General features: G+C 45.6%; 18 protein-coding genes and 1 other annotated feature (1 of these 19 running past the window's edge). Of the genes, 13 read left to right on the plus strand and 5 right to left on the minus strand.

Annotated elements, in window-relative coordinates; translation table 11 throughout:
* The first annotated feature begins 66 nt into the window (after positions 1–66).
* On the plus strand, positions 67–1,281 hold the full coding sequence (locus DXD06_RS05590) for an ATP-binding protein (RefSeq protein WP_055066850.1): 1,215 nt from the start codon (positions 67–69) through the stop codon (positions 1,279–1,281).
* A gap of 12 nt (positions 1,282–1,293) precedes the next feature.
* Here DXD06_RS05590 and DXD06_RS17700 read toward each other — a convergent pair whose 3' ends face one another.
* Both DXD06_RS17700 and DXD06_RS05595 read right to left on the minus strand, forming a co-directional pair.
* Complete coding sequence (locus DXD06_RS17700) at positions 1,294–1,422, minus strand: hypothetical protein (RefSeq protein WP_278308192.1); 129 nt, start codon at positions 1,420–1,422, stop codon at positions 1,294–1,296.
* A 107-nt stretch (positions 1,423–1,529) separates the two neighbouring features.
* The gene (locus DXD06_RS05595; RefSeq protein WP_117830960.1) at positions 1,530–2,678 is read right to left on the minus strand and encodes a glycerate kinase family protein; all 1,149 of its coding nucleotides are present in this window, start codon (positions 2,676–2,678) and stop codon (positions 1,530–1,532) included.
* Positions 2,679–3,220: 542 nt separating this feature from the next.
* On the opposite strand from DXD06_RS05595, the gene DXD06_RS05600 reads away from it, so the two are divergent.
* Positions 3,221–4,495, plus strand: coding sequence for a DUF438 domain-containing protein (locus DXD06_RS05600; RefSeq protein ID WP_117830961.1), 1,275 nt, complete (start codon positions 3,221–3,223; stop codon positions 4,493–4,495).
* A 1-nt stretch (position 4,496) separates the two neighbouring features.
* Here the strand turns inward: DXD06_RS05600 and DXD06_RS05605 are convergent, their stop codons facing one another.
* Entirely contained in the window at positions 4,497–5,864 is a 1,368-nt protein-coding gene (locus DXD06_RS05605) for an MATE family efflux transporter (RefSeq protein ID WP_117830962.1), read from the minus strand.
* Between the two features lie 165 nt (positions 5,865–6,029).
* Between DXD06_RS05605 and DXD06_RS05610 the strand changes: the two genes are divergently transcribed.
* The 4 genes from DXD06_RS05610 to DXD06_RS05625 are packed head-to-tail and all read left to right on the plus strand — an operon-like array spanning position 6,030 to position 10,679.
* Complete coding sequence (locus tag DXD06_RS05610; protein WP_022044798.1) at positions 6,030–7,628, plus strand: AAA family ATPase; 1,599 nt, start codon at positions 6,030–6,032, stop codon at positions 7,626–7,628.
* A gap of 15 nt (positions 7,629–7,643) precedes the next feature.
* A complete protein-coding gene (locus DXD06_RS05615) occupies positions 7,644–8,165 on the plus strand; it encodes a nitroreductase (RefSeq protein WP_055260828.1) in 522 nt (173 codons plus the stop codon).
* Between the two features lie 12 nt (positions 8,166–8,177).
* Complete coding sequence (locus tag DXD06_RS05620) at positions 8,178–9,176, plus strand: hypothetical protein (protein ID WP_117830963.1); 999 nt, start codon at positions 8,178–8,180, stop codon at positions 9,174–9,176.
* Between the two features lie 51 nt (positions 9,177–9,227).
* Positions 9,228–10,679 (plus strand): C69 family dipeptidase, encoded by a 1,452-nt coding sequence (locus DXD06_RS05625; RefSeq protein ID WP_117830964.1) that lies wholly within the window; start codon positions 9,228–9,230, stop codon positions 10,677–10,679.
* On the opposite strand, the gene DXD06_RS05630 is transcribed toward DXD06_RS05625, so the two are convergent.
* Positions 10,676–12,022: an MATE family efflux transporter gene (locus tag DXD06_RS05630; protein ID WP_117830965.1), complete on the minus strand. Its 1,347-nt coding sequence runs from the start codon at positions 12,020–12,022 to the stop codon at positions 10,676–10,678. The genes DXD06_RS05625 and DXD06_RS05630 overlap by 4 nt on opposite strands.
* Before the next feature lie 162 nt (positions 12,023–12,184).
* Between DXD06_RS05630 and DXD06_RS05635 the strand changes: the two genes are divergently transcribed.
* From DXD06_RS05635 to DXD06_RS05645, 3 genes are read left to right on the plus strand one after another with little or no spacing between them, the layout of a single operon-like run.
* Positions 12,185–13,672: a sensor histidine kinase gene (locus DXD06_RS05635; RefSeq protein ID WP_117830966.1), complete on the plus strand. Its 1,488-nt coding sequence runs from the start codon at positions 12,185–12,187 to the stop codon at positions 13,670–13,672.
* Positions 13,669–14,685 carry an ABC transporter substrate-binding protein gene (locus DXD06_RS05640; protein ID WP_117830967.1) on the plus strand — a complete coding sequence of 339 codons (1,017 nt, stop codon included), beginning with the start codon at positions 13,669–13,671 and terminating at the stop codon, positions 14,683–14,685. The genes DXD06_RS05635 and DXD06_RS05640 overlap by 4 nt, the downstream gene beginning before the upstream one ends.
* 14 nt (positions 14,686–14,699) lie before the next feature.
* Positions 14,700–16,310: a response regulator gene (locus tag DXD06_RS05645; RefSeq protein WP_117830968.1), complete on the plus strand. Its 1,611-nt coding sequence runs from the start codon at positions 14,700–14,702 to the stop codon at positions 16,308–16,310.
* Here the strand turns inward: DXD06_RS05645 and DXD06_RS05650 are convergent.
* Positions 16,307–17,320: a GntR family transcriptional regulator gene (locus tag DXD06_RS05650; protein ID WP_117830969.1), complete on the minus strand. Its 1,014-nt coding sequence runs from the start codon at positions 17,318–17,320 to the stop codon at positions 16,307–16,309. The two genes, DXD06_RS05645 and DXD06_RS05650, sit on opposite strands and share 4 nt — an antisense overlap.
* Positions 17,321–17,688: 368 nt before the next feature.
* On the opposite strand from DXD06_RS05650, the gene DXD06_RS05655 reads away from it, so the two are divergent.
* The 4 genes from DXD06_RS05655 to DXD06_RS05670 all read left to right on the plus strand — a co-directional run bounded on the left by DXD06_RS05655 (position 17,689) and on the right by DXD06_RS05670 (position 22,415).
* The gene (locus DXD06_RS05655; RefSeq protein WP_055260838.1) at positions 17,689–18,693 is read left to right on the plus strand and encodes an ABC transporter substrate-binding protein; all 1,005 of its coding nucleotides are present in this window, start codon (positions 17,689–17,691) and stop codon (positions 18,691–18,693) included.
* A gap of 114 nt (positions 18,694–18,807) precedes the next feature.
* The gene (locus DXD06_RS05660) at positions 18,808–20,307 is read left to right on the plus strand and encodes a sugar ABC transporter ATP-binding protein (RefSeq protein WP_022044788.1); all 1,500 of its coding nucleotides are present in this window, start codon (positions 18,808–18,810) and stop codon (positions 20,305–20,307) included.
* Entirely contained in the window at positions 20,300–21,391 is a 1,092-nt protein-coding gene (locus DXD06_RS05665) for an ABC transporter permease (RefSeq protein WP_117830970.1), read from the plus strand. Before DXD06_RS05660 ends, DXD06_RS05665 begins: the two co-directional genes overlap by 8 nt.
* A gap of 1 nt (position 21,392) precedes the next feature.
* The gene (locus DXD06_RS05670; protein WP_022044786.1) at positions 21,393–22,415 is read left to right on the plus strand and encodes an ABC transporter permease subunit; all 1,023 of its coding nucleotides are present in this window, start codon (positions 21,393–21,395) and stop codon (positions 22,413–22,415) included.
* Between the two features lie 64 nt (positions 22,416–22,479).
* Positions 22,480–22,643: a binding site (T-box leader), on the plus strand (it continues 100 nt past the right edge of the window).

Consider the following 22,643-nt stretch of genomic DNA (forward strand, 5'->3'; position numbering starts at 1 on the left):
GCGGTATTGAAAATCAGTTATAGCCGTGGTACCATATAGACAGTTTCAGAAGGGAGGCTGGTCTACATGATTAAACGAGAAATTTATATGAGCCGTATTCGTCCTTTTATCGGAAATGAGCTGATAAAGGTTCTGACAGGGATTCGCCGTAGTGGAAAATCTGTCATGCTGAACCTGATCCAAGAGGAACTTGCCCAAAACGGGGTCCAACCAGAACAGTTTATTTCCCTGAATTTTGAGAACATGAGCAATGCACACCTTTGTACGGCTGTTGCATTGCATGATGAAATCCTTCGCAGAACAAAAGAAATCAGCGGCAAGGTTTATCTGTTCTTCGACGAAATCCAAGAGGTGGCTGATTGGGAAAAATGTATCAACTCTTTCCGGGTGGAGCTGGATTGTGATATATACATTACCGGTTCCAACGCCAAGCTGCTTTCCGGTGAGCTTGCCACTTATCTTGCCGGACGGTATGTGGAGTTCGTGATTTACCCGTTTTCATTCAGAGAGTTTATGGAGCTGTATCACACCGTTTACGAAGGTGCAGACGAAAGACAATGCTTTACAAAATATCTGACGCTGGGAGGAATGCCCTATTTGAGCAACCTTCGCTACGACGATGCCGCCAGTCGTCAGTATTTGCGGGACTTGTTCAACTCCGTAGAGCTGAAAGATATTATCAAGCGAAACAATATCCGTGATGTGGATATGCTGGAGAGAATTATTGCTTATATAACTTCCAACATCGGCACTACCTTTTCTTCCACAGCCATTTCCAAGTATCTGAAAAGTGAAGGGCGCTCCGTTTCACCAGAAACGGTACTGAACTACATCAAAGCCTGCACGGACGCATTCCTGTTTTATCAGGTGAAGCGCCAAGACCTCCAGGGAAAGAAAATCCTGACCGTCAACGAGAAATACTATGTTGCAGATCATGGTGTCCGGGAAGCCGTGTACGGTGGCAACATGAAGGACATTAACCTTGTCCTTGAAAATGTTGTCTACATGGAGCTGCTGCGCCGTGGTTATTCTGTGACTGTTGGGAAAGTCTCTGACAAGGAGATTGACTTCGTATGTGAAGATCATGGGAAAAAGCTGTATGTTCAGGTTTCCTATCTACTTGCCTCGGAGGAAACCATCCAGCGTGAGTTTGGGGCGTTTGCCGGTGTTCGTGACAATTTCCCGAAATACGTTGTAACGATGGACGAACTGGATATGAGCCGAGATGGAATCAAACACCGCAATATTCGTGACTTCCTGCTGGCAGAGGAATGGAACTGAAATGTTCTTCTTTCACCAGAAGATATGCAGAAGTTCTTCCAATGCCGAGAATGAAAAAACAATGGTGCCTGACACAATAAATATTGTATAAATGTCAATGCTGTTGTGGTACATGTTGTATTCTGCGTAAATGGTATTCATGTTGTGTCTCCTTTAAACCAATAAAAATATAGAAGCATTTCAATCAGTTCACCATGTCAGTTTCATTTTGTGTTATACTGGTTTATGGAATTTACCAATCTGCTTCATTATTTTGTATTCTGAAACGTTCGAAGCATGCGAAATACCTGTTCCACCGTATCGGTCATATTCTGTTTTGCATGATCGGTCTGCATGGCTTCTTCAAGCGAAACTGCGCCCCGCACAATCGGGAAAAAGGCATCAATTCCTGCTGCATGACAGGCTTTTGCATCTTCCGTCACGCAGCCGGAAAATGCAAGCACAGGTTTTTGAAATTCTTTGGCAATCTTTGCAACGCCGGCAGGTGCTTTCCCCATGACGGTCTGACCGTCCAGACAGCCTTCTCCGGTGATGACAATATCTGCATTTTTTATATAGTCGGAAAGATGGGTTTCTTCCAGAATGATGTTTACACCGGATTCCAGAGTGGCATGGAAAAAGGTGAGAAAAGCAAACCCAAGGCCACCGGCAGCCCCGGCTCCTGCATGCGCGGGATTCGTTTCCGGAAAGCTTTTTCCGGCGAGTGCGGCATAGGAGGAAAGCCACTGATCCATCTGCTGGATCATGGCAGAATCTGCGCCTTTTTGCGGACCGAAAACGGCACTGCATCCCTGCGGACCGCAGAGCGGATTTGTTACATCACAGGCAATTCGAAACGTACATTCTTTCAGTTCCGGCAGTACATGGGAGTCTGAAATCACAGCCAGATCCCTTAAGCCCAGAGCACCATGACGTACCGGGACCCCTTCCTGATCCAGCAGGTCAAATCCCAGTGCCTGCAGCATACCGATTCCTCCATCGTTTGTAGCACTTCCGCCGATTCCTATAATAAAATGTCTGCAGCCTCTGGTAATGGCGTCTCTGATGACTTCCCCAACCCCGTAGGTCGTTGTATACAAAGGATTCCGTTCGGTTTCGGAAAGGAGTGTAATTCCGGCAGCCCCGGACATTTCTATGACTGCAGTTTTTCCAGCATCCAGAATGCCGTAACTGCAAAGTACCGGTTTTTCAAGAGGCCCGGTTACGCATACCTGTGTGCATGTGCCGCCACAGCCAAGCGTCAAAGCGTCCACCGTGCCTTCGCCACCGTCTGCAAGTGGGCGGATGGCGATATCTGCATCCGGATATATGCGCCGGATTCCGGCAGAGGCACTTTCCCCGGCTTCGAGGGAAGTCATGCTTCCTTTAAAAGAATCGATGGCAATAACAACGTTCATGTATACTCTCCTCCTGATATCTGATGGTTGTATTACATGTCACCAGGCGGAGCCGGATGACATGCTTCATTATAACATGAAAACAGCGGAGTGGAACTGGTGAATAAAAGAAGTATGCATATTATTTGACACGCGTCAAATGATATTAGAAGTTATATTTGACGTGCGTCAAATAATATAAAAGAGGGAGAAGTGCTGCACGCGATGTGGTAAATGATGTGAACCGCTGCAGGAGTCGGGCAAAGCCTATATCTTTCATGTCGTACGAAACCCAAACCGGTCTGAAACTGATATAATAGGTACGTAGGTCAGGAAAGTTCCAATAAGGAACGTACCTTAAATCAATCAGTACAGAACATCTGATTTATGCACCAAAGTCAGGCAGCAGTTCCCAGAAATTTGTATTTCAATTGATTAAAAGCGAGACATAAAAATATTGCAGTGAAAAAATAAAATGTGGTTGCAACAACATATTCTTTTCCCATTTTTGTGTATAGTGTAACGGAAGAATGAAAAAACTGTTTGTAAGAGAGTCTATATAAATGGGAAAGGATAAAATCATGGAACACAACACACGGGTAGAACAGATCAAAACATATCTCGAGCGGCTGAGCGCCGGGGAAGAATTGGAAAAAGTAAGGGCGGATTTCGCAAAAGAATTTAAAGAGGTTGATCCGGCAGAGATCATGCAGGCGGAGCAGGAACTTCTGCAGGGCGGCACACCACTTGAGACCGTGCAGAAATTGTGTGATGTCCATGCGGCACTGTTCCGCGGTGCAACGAGTGAGGAAAAAATAGCTAACGCGGAAAAAGCGGTTGCGGCATCGGTAAAAGAGAAAAAGCTGGCGGCTACCGCGGCTTTAACCGGAATCACCGGACATCCGCTGCAGACGTTTACCCGCGAAAATGAAGTGTTGGAAAATGTCATCCGGGAATGCAGGAACGAAATAGAGGAAACCAATACCCTTTCACCGGAGCGGTTTGGAAAGCTGCGGGAAGTTGCGATCCATTATGCAAAGAAAGGGGATCTTCTGTATCCGCATCTGAAAGTAAAATACGGGATCAGCGGCCCGTCGGATGTGATGTGGACAACCGATGATGAGATCAGGGATGAACTGGCGGCACTGGCAAAGCAGCTGCCGGTTCAAAAGACGGAAGATCACTGGCTGGAACGTTTTCGCATTGTGTTGCAGCGCGTGGAGGATATGATCTACAAGGAAGCCAATATTTTCTTCCCGAACTGTGCCCTGAATTTCACGGAGGAAGAGTGGTTTGGAATTTACCGCGATTCGAAAGATTATCCGGTCTGCTTTGGTGTGGAAAATGCGACCTGGGAGGCGGCAGAGAAGTATCTGCATACAGAAAATTGCAGTAAAGATGTAAGAAATGGAGAAATCATCATGCCGGGCGGGCACCTGACCGTTGCGCAGCTTACCGCAATGCTCAACACGATTCCGATGGAGATCACATTTGTCGATGAGGACAATATCAACCGCTTTTTCAATGAAGGACCAAAGGATTTCAAGCGTCCGGGCATGGCGATCGACCGCGAGGTATTTTCCTGCCATCCCCCGAAAGTGGAGCAGCAGGTGCGGCACATTATCGGGGAATTCCGGAAGGGGACGCTCGACAAAGTGCCGATCTGGATGGAGAAAAACGGAAAAACCATGCTGGTTACCTATATGGCGGTACGGGATGCCACAGGCACATATCTCGGGACCATGGAGCTGGTGCAGGATATGGGCTTTGCAAAAGAGCATTTCCTTTCCGACGTAAAAGCAAAAGAAGCAGCGCTGCGCGCAGGTATGGAAGATTAACTTATTTTTGTTTTTCCATATGATTTAATTCCGGAATCACGGTGGCAAGCATCGTGAGAAAGCACAGGCTTCCACCGATCACATTTGAGACCGGTTCCGCCATAAACACACCTCTTGTTCCCATGCCAAGTGCATATGGGAGCAGGTAGGTCAGCGGCACAACAATAAATACCTTACGAAGCAGGGAGAAAAAAATCGCCTGCTTCTTTTTATTTAATGATTTAAACGTGGTCTGTCCGATGTATTGCAGATCCATGAAAATAAATGCGGCAAAATAAAGTTTTAAGGCAGGAACCGCGTCTTTGATCAGCTCGCTGTCGGAACTGAAAATCCCGATCAGGAAATGAGGTGCAACGATAATGACCGACCACATGGCGGCGGTATACACAAAGATCATAACCGCCATTGTACCAATTGCCTGTTTTACACGCTTCGGGCGGCGTGCCCCGTAATTGTAGCTTAAAATCGGGGAACTTCCCTCATTCATGGCATAAATTGGTGTCTCGACAAGCTGCCGGACGCTGGAGATGATTGTCATCACGGAGATATAGATATCGCCTCCGGTCACGGAGAGCACATTGTTGCAGCAGATGCTGACCAGACTGTTGGTAAGCTGCATAATAAATCCTGCGGTTCCGAGGCTTATGATGTTTTTGGCAGTTTCCGTGCACCGGGAGAGTTCGCTTCTGGTCAGAAACCGTACGTTAAGCTCCGATCGTTTTTTCAGAAAATAGAGGACAAATGCGGCGGAGAGTGTCTGGGAAATCACGGTTGCAATTGCAGCACCCCGGATTCCAAGCGAAAAGACGAAGATGAAAACCGGATCGAGAATGCAGTTTGCCACCGCGCCGATGGCAACGGATGTCATGCCGGTCATGGCATATCCCTGCGCGTTGATAAACGAATTCATACCGGTGGATATCATGGACGGAAGTGTGCCGACTAGATAGATCATCAGGTACGGGTATGCATAAACCAGAGCAGACTCGGAAGCGCCGAACAGACGCAGGATTGGGCGCGCAAACAAAAATCCAATGACCATTAAAACAATTGCGCCGCCGCAGACCATCGTATAGGAGGTATTCATAATTTCGGAAGCTTTCCGGGAATTATTTTCCCCTCGCCGGATGGAAAAAAGCGGAGCACCGCCGCTGCCGAACAGGTTGCTGAAAGCCGTGATGATCACAATAATCGGAAAACATAAGCCGACCGCGCCGAGAGCGGTTGTGCCGATATGCGGGATTCTTGCTATATAAATGCGGTCTATGATGTTGTAAAGCAGGCTTAAAAGCTGCGCCACCAGCATGGGAATCGCTGCGTTTAAGATGTTGCTTGGGATGGACCCGTGTTCAAAATCAATTCGTTTCATGTGTATCAGTTCTTTCTTAATATGTATTACTGGCACTTAGTATAGCACAAATTAGTATATATTAAAATCAAAGAGATTGTGGTATGCTAGAGACAGGAATCTGGTCGTAACGGTTTGTTGGTAAAATGGTGGATGGTTACGAATGACATTACGGAGGTGTCAGGCATGGGAAGTTATCTGAATCCGGGCTGCAAAGGCTTTGAGGAGAGCTTAAATTCCGCAATTTATGTAGATAAAACTGGGTTAATCGAAAAAGTTAATGCGGTTGTTGACACACGGCAGAAATATATTTGTGTCAGCCGTCCGCGGCGATTTGGAAAATCTATGGCGACGGATATGCTGGCAGCATATTACGATCAGAGCGTCGATACGGCGCGGTTGTTTGATACTCTGCAGATTGCAAAGGCAGAGACTTATCAGAAATACCGGAATCAATATGATGTGCTGAAAGTGAATATGCAGGAATTTTTAAGCATGACGCACAGTATGGATGAAATGCTTGCGGTTTTTCAAAAACGCATGATTGCAGATCTGAAAAGAGGATATCCTGATTATGTCATGGATGGAGAAGACAGTCTGGTGTTTGCGATGAAAGACGTATATGCACATACGAAGTGCCCGTTTATCATACTGATCGACGAATGGGACTGTCTGTTCCGCGAGTACAAGCAGGATAAAGAGGCGCAAAAAAAATATCTGGATTTTCTGCGGGTATGGATGAAAGATCAGGAATATGTGGCACTTGCCTACATGACCGGAATTTTACCGATAAAAAAATACGGTTCGCATTCGGCACTCAACATGTTTACGGAATATTCCATGACCAATCCACGCGAGATGGCGGAGTTTTTCGGTTTTACCGAAGAGGAAGTGCACGCATTGTGCGCAACATACAAGCGCAATTTTGAAGAAGCGCAGGCGTGGTATGATGGCTATGAACTTGTCGCAATGGACGGAGAAAACCCCAAAATCTATTCCATGTACAGCCCGAAATCAGTGGTCGATGCAATGTTAAGCGGTCTGTATGATAATTACTGGAATCAGACCGAAACATATGAGGCATTAAAAATTTATATCCAGATGAATTTTGACGGGTTAAAAGATGCCATTGTGCGGATGCTTGCCGGGGATCGTGTGGAAATCAATACAGGGACATTTTCCAATGATATGACAACATTCCAGAACCGGGATGATGTTCTGACACTCCTGGTTCATCTGGGTTATCTGAGTTATCACTGGATGGACAAAACGGTGTCGATTCCAAACAAAGAAGTGTCACAGGAATATGTAAATGCAATCAGTACCATGGACTGGCATGAGGTGATTGATTCTGTCGAAGCGTCGAAAAATCTGCTGGAAGCGTTATGGATGCAGGACGAAGAGGCAGTGGCAGCAGGCATTGATAAAGCGCATCGTGAGATTTCCATTTTGCAGTACAACAATGAAAATTCGCTGGCATGTACGATCAATCTGGCGTTTTATTTTGCACGGGAATACTACACGATCATAAGGGAATTTCCGACCGGAAAAGGGTTCGCGGATCTGTGTTTTATTCCAAGAAAAATGCATGCAGACAAACCGGCGGTTGTGATTGAACTGAAATGGGAAAAATCCGCACAGGGAGCCATTGCGCAGATCAAAGACCGGCACTATACAGATGCCTTAAAGGAGTATCGGGGAAATCTGCTCCTTGCCGGAATCAACTACAACAGAGAGACAAAAACACATACGTGTGTGATTGAGCAATTAACAAAAGAAGACTGACAGGAGGAAACCAAAATGAGCAACGTATTAGAAGAAATGAAAACCAGAAGAAGCATCCGAAAATTCAAACCGGATGCCATCCCACAGGAAATTTTAGACCAGATCATTGAAGCGGGAACCTATGCGGCAAACGGCAGAGGCGCACAGAATGTCATCATCATTCAGGTGACAAACAAAGAGAAGCGCGATGAAATCGCAAAGAAAAATGCAGAAATCATGGGAAGTGAGGGTGATCCGTTTTACGGCGCACCGGCAATGCTCATCGTTTTAGGAAAAAAAGACTGGCCGACACATGTCTATGACGGCAGTCTTGTGATGGGAAACCTCATGCTTGCAGCCCATGATCTGGGAATCGGCAGCTGCTGGATTCACCGCGCGAAAGAGGAATTTGAAAGCAGCTGGGGCAGGGAACTGCTTGCATCCCTTGGGATTGAGGATGAATATGAGGGAATCGGACACTGTGCGCTCGGCTATGTGGACGGGGATTATCCGGATGTTATTCCAAGAAAAGAAAACCGCGTATTCTATATCAGATAGGGCAGAACTGCCATGAGAGAAGAGTATCGCGTTTATTATGAAAATTATGAAGAACTGGCCCAAGAAGAACCTGGTGCAGAGATTCCTTTGCAAAAGGATATTGTGTGGGAAAATAAAAATTCCCAGAGTGAACGATGGAAAGCATTGTCGGTTTTTGCCTGTCCACAGGGGCTGGTACTGGAACTGGCAAAGCAGGTGGCATCAAAACAGTACCTTGCGTTTTATGAGAAATGGAAAGAGGCGGACGAAGACCGGCTTACGGATCGGCAGCTGTCGCAGATTGAGGAAGAATCCCCACTTGGTGAATGCCCGGCAGTGTTGCTTACCTGTAATGGGGAGGAACTGCAAAGTGACGGAACCATGGGGATGGGCTGGTATCCGTCAGACATTCTGGAAAAGCTGGAATGGGAACAGGATCCGGAGGCAGAAGCCTGCAGGCAGCATTATGGTTTAGACCCTGCATACCTCTGGTGGATCGGGCGTTTTCATTTTATGTGGAAGCAGCCGGTAACTGCCAGTAAGATACAAAACCTTGTGCTGACATTGCAGGCAGAAGAAAAAAGAATCTATGGAGAAGAAAGTTTTATTCTTCGCACAGGCGATCAGATCCGTTTTTCACATCCGGTCACAGGGCAGACCTACCGGCTGGATGTGCTGGAAATAGCAGAGGAAGAAATACCGGCAGAACGGATGCCGGACAATGATATGTGTTACCCACGTTTTGCGCAGAGCATGCGCTACAAACTGACACCCGATGATCCGGCCGTTTCTCTCGAGGACGATTCCCCGGCAGAAAAAATTTATAAAAAGAATCCGGACGGTTCCCAAAGCGAAGTGAGTGGGGCGATTTCATTTTTTCTTATGGGAAAATTGAAACCAGAGAAGCAGAACCGTCTGACAACCGGAAATCTGCATTATGCCCCGGTTACGGAGACCGCGTGGATTCCGGTATTTGAGGTGAAACGAAAGGAAGACATTACGGTCGAAGCGATGCCCGGACACAAAAATTAAGGTAGAAGGACAAACGCCGGATTGTGATAACGAAAAAAGGAGATAAAAAATATGCCTTGTACAACGATATTAGTAGGAAAAAATGCAACCTATGATGGTTCAACCATGATTGCGAGAAATGATGATGCGGGTGGAAATGATCACTTTACGCCAAAGAAAATGATTGTGGTGCAGCCAAAGGAGCAGCCACGTGTATACAAAGCGGTACTTTCTTCTGTAGAAATTCCGCTTCCAGAAAATCCGCTTCGCTATACGGCTATGCCAAATGCAGTGGAAGGGAAAGGAATCTGGGGTGCATGCGGAGTCAATGAAGCACGGACCGGAATGACGGCAACCGAGACAATCACATCCAATCCACGTGTACTCGGTGCAGATCCGCTGGTGGAAAACGGCATTGGAGAGGAAGATATTGTATCGTTAGTACTTCCTTATATCTACAATGCAAGAGAGGGTGTTCAGCGGCTGGGAGAACTTCTGGAAACCTATGGCACTTATGAAATGAATGGAATTGCCTTTTCCGATCAGAATGAAATCTGGTGGATGGAGACCATTGGCGGACATCATTGGATTGCACGCCGTGTGCCGGATGATGCGTATGTGGTTATGCCAAATCAGCTTGGAATTGATGCATTTGATCTGGATGATGCATTTACCATGCAGGAAAATCATATGTGTTCCGCAGATATGCGGGAGTTTATTTCGGATCATCACTTGAATCTATCCATGGATGGCACTCTGAATCCGCGCGAAGCTTTTGGCAGCCATGACGATGCAGATCATGTGTACAATACACCGCGTGCGTGGTATATGCTGCGCTGCCTGAATCCACACACATACAACTGGGATGGACCGGATGCGGATTTTACACCGGAGTCCGATGATCTGCCATGGACACTGGTACCGGAGCGCAAGATTACGGTGGAAGATGTGAAATATGTGCTTTCCTCGCATTATCAGGGAACGCCTTACGATCCATATGGAGCGTATGGAGATCCGGGGCAGCGTGGCATGTATCGTTCCATCGGTATCAACCGCAATGATTTTGTTGGTCTGGTACATATCCGCCCGGAGCATGGAGAGGATGCCAATGTACTGGAATGGGTTGCGTATGGTTCCAATGCCTTTAATGCCATGGTGCCGTTTTATGCACAGGTGGAGAAAACTCCGGAATATGTGGCCAATACGACAGCAGAAGTTTCTACAGATAATTTTTACTGGGTAAGCCGGATGATTGGTGCGATGGCAGATGCCTCTTATAAGAAATCGGTGTTCCATGTCGAGCGGTATCAGGAGAAAGTGCTGTCTAAAGGACATGAGATTATCAATCATTATGATAAGCTGCTGGAAAAAGAAACCGACGCAGGAAAGCGCATGGCACTTAAGACAGAAGCAAACAATGCGGTGGCAGATATGGTAAAAAAAGAAGCCGCCGATACACTTGATAAAGTTCTGTTTGAACTGTGTGGACAGATGAAGAATGCATTTGCCCGTTCCGATGCTTAACGCATCAGTTTCCGCCGCAGAAGCAGATATGCCGTGATCATAACTGTACCGGTCAGTACCCAGGAAATCGGATAGATAATCATAACAACCCAGAATTCATGTACGGCACGGCAGACAGTGTTGATCCAGATGAGGCGCAGCACGCAGGAGCCGACCACGGTGATCAGAGCCGGTGTCAGGGAATGGCCAAAGCCACGCATGGCACCGCCGCTGATCTCGTAAGTGGAGGTCAGAAGTTCCAGTGTGGTGACGATCAGAAGGCGTTGTACGGCAAAAGTCAGGACATTCGGATCGGTTGTGTACAGGCGAACGAAAAAGTCCCGGCCGAGTACAAAAACACCGGATAACAGGCCGCAGAATATCACGGAAAAAATCATGCAGAGACGGTATACTTTTTTGCACCGCTGAAAATCTCCGGCACCGTAATTCTGGCTCGTAAAAGTAACGGTAGTCTGGGCAAATGCGTTTACCATAAAATACGCAAAAAATTCAAAGTTCAGTGCAGCTGCAGATCCTGCGATAGCGTTTGATCCAAAACTGTTAATCATACTCTGGATGCAGACGTTGGCAAGGGAAAAGACCATGCCCTGCAGGCCGGCAGGAACGCCAATGATCAGGATTTTTTTCAGTTCGCCCCAGTCAATGGACAAGCCACAGAGGCTGACACGGATTGGTTCCTGTTCATGCAGTAAAATATAAAACAGAATACCGGAACTTACAATATTAGAAACAACGGTGGCAATTGCGACACCGGATACTCCCAGATGAAATACAATGACAAGAATCAGGTTCAGTCCGGTATTGATGATTCCGGCGACAATCAGGGCATACAGCGGGCGGCGGCTGTCACCGATGCTGCGCAGGATTGAGGAACTAAAATCATAAAGCATGATAAATGGCATGCCGAGAAAATAGATCCGCAGATATAAAACTGCCAGATCGATAACATCTTTTGGAGTTCCCATCAGTGTCAGTACCGGTCTGGCAATGAACTGCCCCAGTACAAGCACGAAAATGCCGCTGCATAAAGCGACAACGATGGCGGTGTGAATTGCCGCTTTTACATGTTCTTCGGCTTTCTGTCCGATGTAGCGGGAAATAATTACGTTGGAACCGAGCGAAATTCCGATGAACAGATTAATCATCAGTGCGATGAGCGAACTGTTGCTTCCCACGGCCGCCAATGCACGGCTGCTTGCAAAACGGCCGACTACTGCGGTATCCACAGAATTAAATAATTGCTGTAAGATGCTGCTGGCAGCCAGAGGCAGAGCAAAAATCAGTAATTTATTCCACAGTGTTCCGTGGGTCATATCAATTGTATTTTTCTGCTTTATTTTCATAGTTATAAAACCTTCTTTTTATCCTGTTTACTGGCAAACACGATTATAATCCCGGGCAAAAACAAAAGTCAATAGCCAGGCAGACGGGTTTTGACCTTTTGCATAATTGGGTATATAATCAACAAGGAGACAGGGAGAGGTATATCAAAATAAAGGTGGGGTATGAAAAAGAAAAGAAGAACGAAGAAGGTAGCGTTTTCCATTCGGAGCAAGCTGCTGTTATTGCTGTCTGTATCAATGTTGCCATTTCTGCTGATTGCAGTATATCTGTTAATTTCCATAGCTAATTACAACCAGACATATCATGAGATTGTGGATCGTCTTACCATTGCAAACACCTACAATATTCAATTCAAAGAACAGATGGATGAAAGTCTTTACAAAGTCGTTGTGGGATATGTTTCGATGGACAACATTGCAAATGATGAGACGCTTAAAGACCCGTATGTGCTTATCCGGAACCTGAAGAAGAGCTGTACCGGTTTGCGGGATGTGACGAGTGATTATGAAAGCCGTATGTGGCTGGATAGTCTGCTGCGCAATGTAGATACACTCAAAAACCGTGTGGATGATATTGCAGAAAATGTCAAAAAGGGTGATCGCTACGATGAGAACATCCGGCAGCTGGATGACAATATCTATATCCTGACAGAACTGATTCAGGAGGACATTCAGTACTATATTTATTATCAGACAAATTACATGGAGGCTGTGACAAACACCTTAAACCAGCAGATCCACACATTTGTTATTGTGTTTGCTGTAGTTCTTGCGGCACTGGGGATTGTTGTCGGGGGCGCAGGTTTTTTTGTTACGTCCGGAATATTACGCCCGCTGAGACAGCTTTACAATGCGACCGGAGAGATTTCGGAGGGAAATTTTGCTGTGCGGACACACGTAAAATCGCACGATGAAGTGGCGGTGCTTGCACACGGATTTAACGATATGGCGGAAAATATACAGATTCTGGTGAATAAGGTGCGTGAGGATGAACAGAAAATGCGGAAGGCAGATTTACGTCTGCTGCAGGAGCAGATTAATCCCCATTTTTTATACAACACACTGGATACGATTGTGTGGCTGATTGAGTGTAACGAGACAGAACAAGCAACGGAAATGGTTGTTACCCTGTCTGATTTTTTCAGACTTGTACTCAGTCATGGTCAGGAATTTATCAGTATCCGCATGGAGGAACAGCATGTCAGGAGTTATTTGCAGATTCAGGAGACCCGTTATCATGATATTATGGAATATCATATTTTAATAGATCCGGAGCTCTATGGCTATCAGATTCCTAAAATGACATTGCAGCCAATCGTAGAAAATGCACTGTATCATGGGATCAAATGCAAGCGCTCCAAAGGACAGATCTGTATCCGTGGAGAAAAGAAACAGGATCTGCTGATATTGACGGTGACAGATGACGGCGTGGGGATGGAGGAAGCCGATCTGCAGGATTTGCAAAAAGAGATTGAAAAGCCATGCAAACAGACGGATCGTGGCTTTGGACTCGCAAACGTCAATGAACGCCTGCACATGTATTTTGGCGCGGAATATGGGGTAAAGATTGCATCCAGACCGGGGGAAGGGACGCAGGTGACGATCGTGATTCCGGCGGTGCACAACGTAACAGGGGAGGCGATAACATGAAAAAGAAAGGCAGATGGATACCGGTCATCGGGTGTTTGATGCTGGTGCTTTTTCTGGCAGGTTGTGGAAAAATGATAGATATTCAAAGTACGGCAGAGCAGGAGATTCCCAGTCAGAATCAAATTGTGGTAGGGGTGTCACAGCTTGGCAGCGAGTCCATGTGGCGTACCGCAAATTCGGCATCCATCCAACAGGCACTGTGCAAAGAAAACGGTTATTTTTTACTGTTTAACAATGCTAGGCAAAAACAGGAAAACCAGATTAAAGCAATTCGCAGTTATATTTCGCAGCGTGTGGATTATATTGTCTTTTCACCCATTGTGGAGGATGGCTGGGAAACCGTGCTGCAGGAAGCAAAAGAGGCTGATATTCCGGTGATTGTCATGGATCGGAATGTCAGCTGTGATCCATCGCTGTATACGGCGTGGGTCGGTTCCGATTTTACGGAAGAAGGAAGAAATGCCGCGCGCTGGCTGGAGGAAGACCTGAAGGGGAAGAAATTTGATCAAAAGGAAACGGTACATATCGTGGTACTGCGGGGGACTTCTAATGCATCTGCAACGTTAGGGCGCACAAAAGGGTTTGCAGAGATTGCAAAGACGCATCCGAACTGGGAAATTCTGGATTCCGACGATGCTGATTTTACCACGGCAAAAGGCAGAGAAGTGATGGAAAAATATCTGCAGAAATATAAAGATATTGATGTGGTTGTATCGCAGAATGATGATATGACGTTTGGTGCAATCGAGGCAATTCGTGCGGCCGGAAAGACGACCGGGACGGGAGGCGATATTACGCTGATTTCTTTTGACGGAACGAGGAGTGCACTTGAAAAAGTAAAGTCCGGCGTGATCAATGTGGATATTGAATGTAATCCGTTGCAGGGAACATACATACAGGAAATTATCAACCGGCTGGGAGACGGTGAGCCGGTAGACAAAATTAATTATGTAGAAGAAAAAGTGTATACACAAAAAAATGTGCTTTCTGTTTTGGGAGACAGAGTGTATTAAAGGGGATAAAACAAATGTTAAAAGTATTTTTGGTGGAAGATGAGACCGTTATCCGTGAGGGGCTGCGGGACCGGATTCCCTGGGAACAGTATGGGTATCGGTTTGTCGGGGAGGCAGCAGACGGTGAAGTTGCACTGCCGCTGATTCGAAAGACACGTCCGGATGTACTGATTACCGATATTAAGATGCCGTTTATGGACGGGCTGTCACTCAGCCGGATTGTGCGGGAGGAATTCCCGAAGACAAAGATACTCATTATCAGCGGTTATGATGATTTTGAATATGCGAGAGAAGCAATTTCCATTGGCGTGGATCAGTATATTCTGAAACCGGTTACGAGAATGAGTCTGCGCAAGGTGCTGCAGGAATTAAAAGAAAAAATCGAGGCAGAGCAGGAGCAGGAAGATTTTCAGAGCAAACTGGCAAACGAAATGCACGAATATGAGCAGTTTTCCATAAGGCATTTCTTTGAGCAGGTGTTAGAAGGCGAGCTTTGTGTAACAGAAATTTATGATGAAGCTGCCAAATGGTCGCTGGATCTGTCAGCATCGTGTTACAATCTGCTGTTTTTGTACGTGCAGCAGGAAAAAGAGAATGGTTCCGAGCGGGAGATGAATACTTTTGTGCACCTGCAGGAAGAAATTCTGCAGTATTTTCTGCGTTTTCCGCAATATATCCTGTTTCGCTGGAACGTCAACTGTTATGGGGTTTTAGTCAAATGCGATGCGGAGGAAATGGAAGATTATACACAGCGGGCGATTGCACAGATCCAGATGAACTGCGAGTCACAAAACGCCAATGCAGACTGGTATGTTGTTGTGGGAACACCTGTGGAACGGCTGTCGATGCTGAAAGAGTGTTATGATCGTGTAAATCATTATGGTGCATATCGTTTTTTGTATCCGCAAATGCATGTACTTTCGGAAGAGACATTAAAAAGTTATCTGCCGGCGCAGGATGACACGCAGATTGCGGAAGTAGATGCAACAAAAATGTCACCGGAAATTATCTCGGAATTTCTGGCAAAAGGAAGCAGCAAAGAAGTATACAACTTTGTAGAGTCTTATCTGCAGAGCATATCCGAGGTAATACATTCCGTGATATTCCGTGACTATGTTGTGCTTAATATCCGGTTTACGGCGATTGCGTTTATGGAGCGAAACGGTGTGACAAAAGAAGAATTTCTGGCGCATATCGGCAAATACGGAACCAATGTGCATGCGCAGCAGGACGAGGTATTTGAATATTTCCTGAGTATTTTACAGACGGCAATCGATCTGCGTGATGAACAGAACACCAATCTGAGCAGTAAAACGTTAAAAAAAGCACTTGCTTATATTGATGAGCATTACACGAGTGAGAATTTATCGCTGGGTACCGTTGCGTGCGAGGTACAGGTGGGCGCTAATTATTTAAGTTCTGTCTTCAGTCAGAATATGCAGAAGACATTTACCGAATATATTTCGGAAAAACGTATGGAAAAGGCAAAAAAGCTACTGAAAAGTACGGAACTTCCGACATCGGAAATTGCCGCACAGGTGGGGTACAAAGATCCTCATTATTTCAGTTTTGTATTTAAAAAGACGCAGGGGTGCAGTCCGCGTGAATACCGCAGCGGTATTTAAAGTTTCCAGGAAATTTCTGTGGAAGAGACTAAAATCCCCTGCAGCTGGTGGAGGAGAACCCCGGCGGCGCGGCTGCCAGGCGCTTCGGCCGGGGTCAGGGAGAGAAACTCTGTGTGTCCAAAGTGGCACAGGTAGCTGTGGTCAAAGGAGGCAACCGTAATCTCCGGTGGCTGTGGCAGGTCTGAGACAGCACGGCAAAGTGCATAGGCAATGGTATCATTATAACAGACAATAGCGGTGCAGGAAGAAATGAGTTTCTGCATCGCTTTTTGTATGCCATAGTCCGGATCATCGGAAAAATACCAGCATATCAGGGAATCTTCCGGAAGTGCATCTGTGTCCCGCAGGGCATGCAGCATCCCCTGGCAGCGCAAAAGTCCGGAACGCATATCCGCAGGAAAGATCGCACCGATGCGGGTATGGCCGGTGGCGAGCAGATGCCGGGTGAGCAAAATGCCACCGCCAAAGTCATCCATGGTGACGCATGGACAATTGGTCAGTTCCGGATAGGATTCCTGTAAAAAGAGAACAGGGCATTTCTTTTTCTGCAGTTTACGGTACAGATCCAGATTCGGGTTCGTGCGCGCGGTTTTTACACCTTCCACAAGCAGGGCGCGTGGCGGCTGGTGGAGAATCTTCTGTAAAAGAGTATGTTCTGTGGAAAAGGTGTTTTCCGTGATGTGTACAGTCGTGGAAAAGCCCTGTGCTGCAAGTGTTTTTTTGATGTCATGCAAAAGCATCGGATACAAATAAGCAGAGTCACTGGAGAGCAGAAGGTCGATCCGGTCCTCTCCGCGGCTGCGTCCCGTGATATAGGACCCGCTTCCCTGCCTTTTTTCGATTAATCCCTCCTGTTCCAGAACGGACAGTGCCTGCCGCACGGTCTGGCGGCTCACTTTATAGCGCTGGCTGATGGCAGCTTCGGTTGGAAGCCGGTGAATTCCATTGGCTGTATAATCCGGTAATTGTTCGCGCAGACGTCCTGCCAGCCATTTATATTTGATTGCCATAAAATTTTTCCTTTCTTTGATGGAAACAGGCGTGTAATTATTTTTTTTATCAAAGAAAATTTTACCTTTTTCAAAAACAATCCACTTTTCCAGAGAAATTTATCGTTTTCACCAATAAGATTTCAGACAGAATCTCATCAGAAATTACAGAAAATACCATAAATCAAAAGATTTTCCACCTCAAATCAAAGATCTTTCCACATAAAAATAAATTTGTATTCTTTTTAGATGATATCATATAAAATATGTATTGTAAACATATTACAAACCGTTTAAAACAGGCATAAATCGGATTGAAACAGAAAAATACGAATGGTATAGTAAATGCACAAGCAAACAAAAGATTTCATATTGGGAGGTAAAAGGGTATGAAAAAAAGAATCTTAGCAATGTTGACAGCAACAATGATGGTACTTGGACTGGCAGCCTGCGGGGCTACCGATACAAAGGACGGAGCCGGAGATACATCAGCAGCCGGCAGTGGTTCGAGCGGAGATCTGATTAAGGTCGGAATCATTAACAATGATCCAAACGAGTCCGGATATCGTACCGCAAACGATAAAGACATGAAGAACATGTTTACAAAAGAAAACGGTTACGATGCATCATTTGCATACAGCTTAAAGAACGATGAACAGATTACAGCAGCACAGAAATTCATTCAGGATGGTGTGGATTACTTACTTCTTTCCGCAGCAGACACATCCGGATGGGATTCCGTATTAAAGGATGCACAGGATGCAGGAACACAGGTAATTCTTTTTGACCGTGTTATCGATGCAGATGAAAGCCTGTATGCAGCATCAATCGTATCTGATATGGATAAAGAAGGACAGACTGCATGTGACTGGTTAAAGGCACAGAATCTTGATGAGTATAACATCATTCACATTCAGGGTGTTATGGGATCTGCAGCACAGAAAGGAAGATCCGGAGCATTAACAGATACAGCAGCAGCTGAAGGATGGAACATTGTAAATGAGCAGACTGCAGAGTGGAATGCAGAAAAAGCACAGCAGATCGTACAGTCCGTTATCGACAGTGGAGAGAAATTCAACGTTATCTATGCAGAGAACGATGATATGGCAAAGGGTGCTGTTGCCGCTCTTGACAAAGCAAATATTTCTCACGGTGTTGGCAAAGACGTTGTCGTTATGGGATTTGACTGCAACAAGTGGGCATTACAGGAACTGTTAGATCAGAACTGGAACTATGATGGACAGTGTAATCCATTCCAGGCTTCTTACATTGCCGATGTTATCCAGAAATTACAGAACAATGAGGAAATCACAGAGAAGACCATCATCATGGATGAGAAAGGTTTTGATGCAACAACCATCACAGAGGATGATGTAAATAAATACGGTATCTAAACAAAACAGGAAGCATTTGGCGCGGCGCCGCGTATGAGGAAAACGCAGCGCCGCGTTTTCTAACCAAAAAAGCAAGGGGTGAATAAGCTGGTGAAAGAAAATGTTGTATTACAAATGAAAAATATCCACAAAAACTTTACAGGGGTAAAGGCATTGCAGGCGGTTGATTTCTCCCTGCGTGAAGGAGAAATTCACGCGCTGATGGGTGAAAACGGCGCGGGAAAATCTACATTGATTAAGGTGCTGACCGGCGTATATGAAAAAGATGAGGGAGAAATTTTCCTCAAAGGAAACGACAAAGCAGTGGCAATTCATTCGCCGCAGGATGCACAGAATCTTGGAATCAGTACCGTGTATCAGGAAATTACGCTTTGCCCGAATCTGTCGGTAGCAGAAAACATGTTTATCGGACGAACAAAAGGAAGAATGCAGAACTGGAAAAAAATGAACGCCGATGCAGACAGAATTCTGCAATCACTCGATATTCCGGCAAAAGCAACACAGCAGCTGGCAAACTGTTCCATTGCAATCCAGCAGATGGTAGCCATTGCCAGGGCTGTAGACATGGATTGTAAGGTGCTTATCCTTGACGAGCCGACGTCTTCTCTTGACGATAAAGAAGTGCAGAAGCTGTTTGGGTTAATGAAAGACTTAAGAGCCAGAGGTGTAGGAATCATCTTTGTTACACACTTTCTGGATCAGGTATATGAGGTATGTGACCGTATCACCGTGCTGCGGGACGGCAAACTGGTGGGAGAATACGAGATTGAAAAACTTCCACGTGTGCAGCTTGTAGCAAAGATGCTGGGCAAAGAGCTGGACGATGAGGCGCAGATCAAAGATGAGACGCAGGTATATCATGCGGATGAAAATGTTCCACCGGTATTTGAAGTGGAACAGTTACAGAGTAACGCAGGCATCAAACCATTTGATTTCTATATAAGAAAAGGAGAAGTCAATGGATTTACCGGTCTGCTGGGATCTGGACGAAGTGAGTGTGTGCGTGCAATTTTTGGTGCGGACCGTATCATTGGTGGAAAGATCAAAAAGAACGGAAAAGAAATCAAAATTACAAAACCTATAGATGCTATGAAAAACGGAATTGCTTATCTGCCGGAAGACCGAAAGGTGGATGGTATCGTTGGAGACCTCTCCGTCCGCGATAATATCATTCTTGCAGCACAGGTGCTGCGCGGTTTCTTCCGTCCGTTCAGCAAAGCGCAGGCAAACAAATTTGCGGACGAATATATCAAGCTGCTGGAAATCAAGACGGCATCGGCGGATACACCGATTAAATCTCTCTCCGGTGGAAATCAGCAGAAAGTAATTCTTGCCCGCTGGCTTCTGACACATCCGGAATATCTGATCCTGGATGAGCCAACGCGAGGCATTGATATCGGAACAAAAATTGAAATTCAAAAGCTGGTGTTAAAGCTTGCATCCGAGGGTATGAGTGTGACCTTTATTTCTTCGGAAACAGATGAAATGCTGCGTACCTGCTCCCGTCTGATCGTTATGCGCGATCGCAGGAAAGTAGGCGAAATCTCAGGTGAAGACTTAACGCAGAGCAAGATTATGGATACCATTGCCGGAGGTGAAAAAAAGAATGGCTAAAACAAGAACATTACAAAAAAAGAACTTTATGGATATGTTCAGCGGAAAGCAGATTCTGATTCCGATCGTGGCCCTGGTGCTGCTGGCGGTATTTAATCTGATCGCCGATCCATCGTTCTATAAAATAACACTGGACGTAAACAGCGCCGGAAATCATGTATTATCCGGTTATCTGATCACAATTTTGGACTACGGCTCAGAACTTGCCATTCTGGCAATCGGTATGACGTTAGTTACAGCAGCTTCCGGAGGACAGGATATTTCTGTTGGTGCAGGTATCGCGATTGCCGGTTCGGTTATCCTTCGTGTACTTTGCGGCACAAATTCCCGTCCGGATCATCTGCAGGCTCCAATCATTGTAGCCTTTCTCGTAAGCTGCGTGGTAGCTATGCTCTTTGGTGCATTTAATGGTATTCTTGTTGCCGGATTTAAGATTCAGCCGATGGTAGCAACCCTGATTCTTTATACTGCAGGGCGTTCCATTGCAGCATGGATCAACAATAACGAACTTCCGGTAATCAGCGATCCGTCGTTTGGATACTTTGGTGGTTTTATTCCGGGAATTCCAATTCCGACTCCGTTTTTTATTGCGGTAGCATGTATGATCGTTATGGGACTGGTTATGAAATTTACAAGCCTTGGTTTGTATACGCAGGCAGTCGGTATTAATGAGAGTTCTTCACGATTAAACGGATTAAATCCGGCATTTATCAAGTTTTTGAGCTTTGTTATTTTAGGACTTTGTGTGGCAGTGGCAGCACTGATCAAAGTAAGTCGTATTTCCACAATTAACTATTCTGTTATTGCAAAAGATATTGAGATGGATGCGATCCTTGCAGTAGCACTTGGAGGAAATTCATTAAGCGGTGGCAAATTTAATCTGCCGGCATCTATTCTGGGTGCATATGTCATTCAGTTTTTAACTACAACACTGTATAAGTTCAACGTAAAATCCGAAGCAATCTCTGCTTATAAGGCAATTGTTGTTATTATCCTAGTTGTCATCAGTGCTCCGGTGGTACGGGAAAAATTTGCATCTTTTTCACAGAAGATGAAAGTAAGAAATGCAAAGGAGGTAGGCTAATATGAAATCAAAATCCTTAAAAAAGGTATCACTTTCCGATGCCAACCTGCTTTTGACAATCACCATCGTTGTATTTTTCCTGATGTATATCGGCGCGATGATTTTTGAGGGCGGCGGATTTTTAAAACCACAGACATTTTTTAATATTTTAAACGCCAATGGCGCATTGATCATTACAGCATGCGGACTTAGTCTGGTTATGATTACCGGAAGCATTGATATTTCAGTCGGCGGTGTCGTTGCACTTGTAAGTATGTGCTGCGCGGTATATCTGGATTTCAAGGGCGGAAATGTGTTTGTATCTCTCCTGATTGCACTTGCCATTGGTCTTGGATTTGGGCTGGTACAGGGATTTTTGGTAGCGTATCTGGATATTCAGCCATTTATCGTAACACTTGCAGGTATGTTCTTTGCAAGAGGTATGACTTCTATCGTACATACAGATCCGTTCAATGTACAAAATGAGGCATTTGTGAAATTGAAAGATACCCGTGTAATTGTTCCGGGAATGGGATCTGTCAACCGTATTGGCAAATATGTGAATGCATATGTGGAAATCGGTGTGATTGTGGCAATCCTGATCGTTGTGATTATGTTTGTCATGCTTCGTTGGACGAAGCTTGGCCGTTCGTTTTATGCGGTTGGAGGTAACCGCCAGAGTGCTCTTATGCTTGGAATTAACGTTAAAAAGACACGTTTTCTTGCGCATCTGCTGAGTGGGCTGCTCGCCGGTATTGCAGGCTATGTATATTTCCTGCATGTCGGTTCCGGTGCGGCAACACATGCAAGCGGAATGGAAATGAACGCGATTGCATCATCCATTATTGGTGGAACACTCCTGACCGGCGGTGTCGGAAACATCATTGGAACATTCTTCGGTGTACTCTCCCTCAGTACGATTCAGAATATTGTTTCCTCCGCCGGACTGGATCAGGCATGGTGGACAGGCATCACAATTGCAGCAATGCTTTGTCTGTTCCTGGTGATCCAAAGTGTCGTTCTTGCAAGAAAAAAGAGAAAATAGTTGAAAGGTGTATTGACAATTGTCGAATCAAGTGCTATGTTTTTTGTTAACGAAGAGTCATAGAGCAAATGCATAGAACAGAATACGATCACAATATACTTTTTTCCAGAGAGTTGTCGGGCGGTGCGAGACAACAGACAGATATGGTGACCATCCTCTGTGAGCTGTGGGCTGAATTCCGTCAGGACAGTAAGCTTCACCGGTATTCTACCGTTATCAGGAACCTTA

The sequence above is a fragment of the Roseburia sp. TF10-5 genome (assembly GCF_003462365.1).
Lineage (GTDB): Bacteria > Bacillota > Clostridia > Lachnospirales > Lachnospiraceae > Roseburia > Roseburia faecis.

Excerpts from the sequence above, each read along its gene's own strand:
- DXD06_RS05590 (WP_055066850.1), top strand. The coding sequence starts at position 67 with ATGATTAAACGAGAAATTTATATGAGCCGTATTCGTCCTTTTATCGGA.
- DXD06_RS17700 (WP_278308192.1), bottom strand. The coding sequence starts at position 1,422 with ATGAATACCATTTACGCAGAATACAACATGTACCACAACAGCATTGAC.
- DXD06_RS05595 (WP_117830960.1), bottom strand. The coding sequence starts at position 2,678 with ATGAACGTTGTTATTGCCATCGATTCTTTTAAAGGAAGCATGACTTCC.
- DXD06_RS05600 (WP_117830961.1), top strand. The coding sequence starts at position 3,221 with ATGGGAAAGGATAAAATCATGGAACACAACACACGGGTAGAACAGATC.
- DXD06_RS05605 (WP_117830962.1), bottom strand. The coding sequence starts at position 5,864 with ATGAAACGAATTGATTTTGAACACGGGTCCATCCCAAGCAACATCTTA.
- DXD06_RS05610 (WP_022044798.1), top strand. The coding sequence starts at position 6,030 with ATGGGAAGTTATCTGAATCCGGGCTGCAAAGGCTTTGAGGAGAGCTTA.
- DXD06_RS05615 (WP_055260828.1), top strand. The coding sequence starts at position 7,644 with ATGAGCAACGTATTAGAAGAAATGAAAACCAGAAGAAGCATCCGAAAA.
- DXD06_RS05620 (WP_117830963.1), top strand. The coding sequence starts at position 8,178 with ATGAGAGAAGAGTATCGCGTTTATTATGAAAATTATGAAGAACTGGCC.
- DXD06_RS05625 (WP_117830964.1), top strand. The coding sequence starts at position 9,228 with ATGCCTTGTACAACGATATTAGTAGGAAAAAATGCAACCTATGATGGT.
- DXD06_RS05630 (WP_117830965.1), bottom strand. The coding sequence starts at position 12,022 with ATGAAAATAAAGCAGAAAAATACAATTGATATGACCCACGGAACACTG.
- DXD06_RS05635 (WP_117830966.1), top strand. The coding sequence starts at position 12,185 with ATGAAAAAGAAAAGAAGAACGAAGAAGGTAGCGTTTTCCATTCGGAGC.
- DXD06_RS05640 (WP_117830967.1), top strand. The coding sequence starts at position 13,669 with ATGAAAAAGAAAGGCAGATGGATACCGGTCATCGGGTGTTTGATGCTG.
- DXD06_RS05645 (WP_117830968.1), top strand. The coding sequence starts at position 14,700 with ATGTTAAAAGTATTTTTGGTGGAAGATGAGACCGTTATCCGTGAGGGG.
- DXD06_RS05650 (WP_117830969.1), bottom strand. The coding sequence starts at position 17,320 with ATGGCAATCAAATATAAATGGCTGGCAGGACGTCTGCGCGAACAATTA.
- DXD06_RS05655 (WP_055260838.1), top strand. The coding sequence starts at position 17,689 with ATGAAAAAAAGAATCTTAGCAATGTTGACAGCAACAATGATGGTACTT.
- DXD06_RS05660 (WP_022044788.1), top strand. The coding sequence starts at position 18,808 with ATGAAAAATATCCACAAAAACTTTACAGGGGTAAAGGCATTGCAGGCG.
- DXD06_RS05665 (WP_117830970.1), top strand. The coding sequence starts at position 20,300 with ATGGCTAAAACAAGAACATTACAAAAAAAGAACTTTATGGATATGTTC.
- DXD06_RS05670 (WP_022044786.1), top strand. The coding sequence starts at position 21,393 with ATGAAATCAAAATCCTTAAAAAAGGTATCACTTTCCGATGCCAACCTG.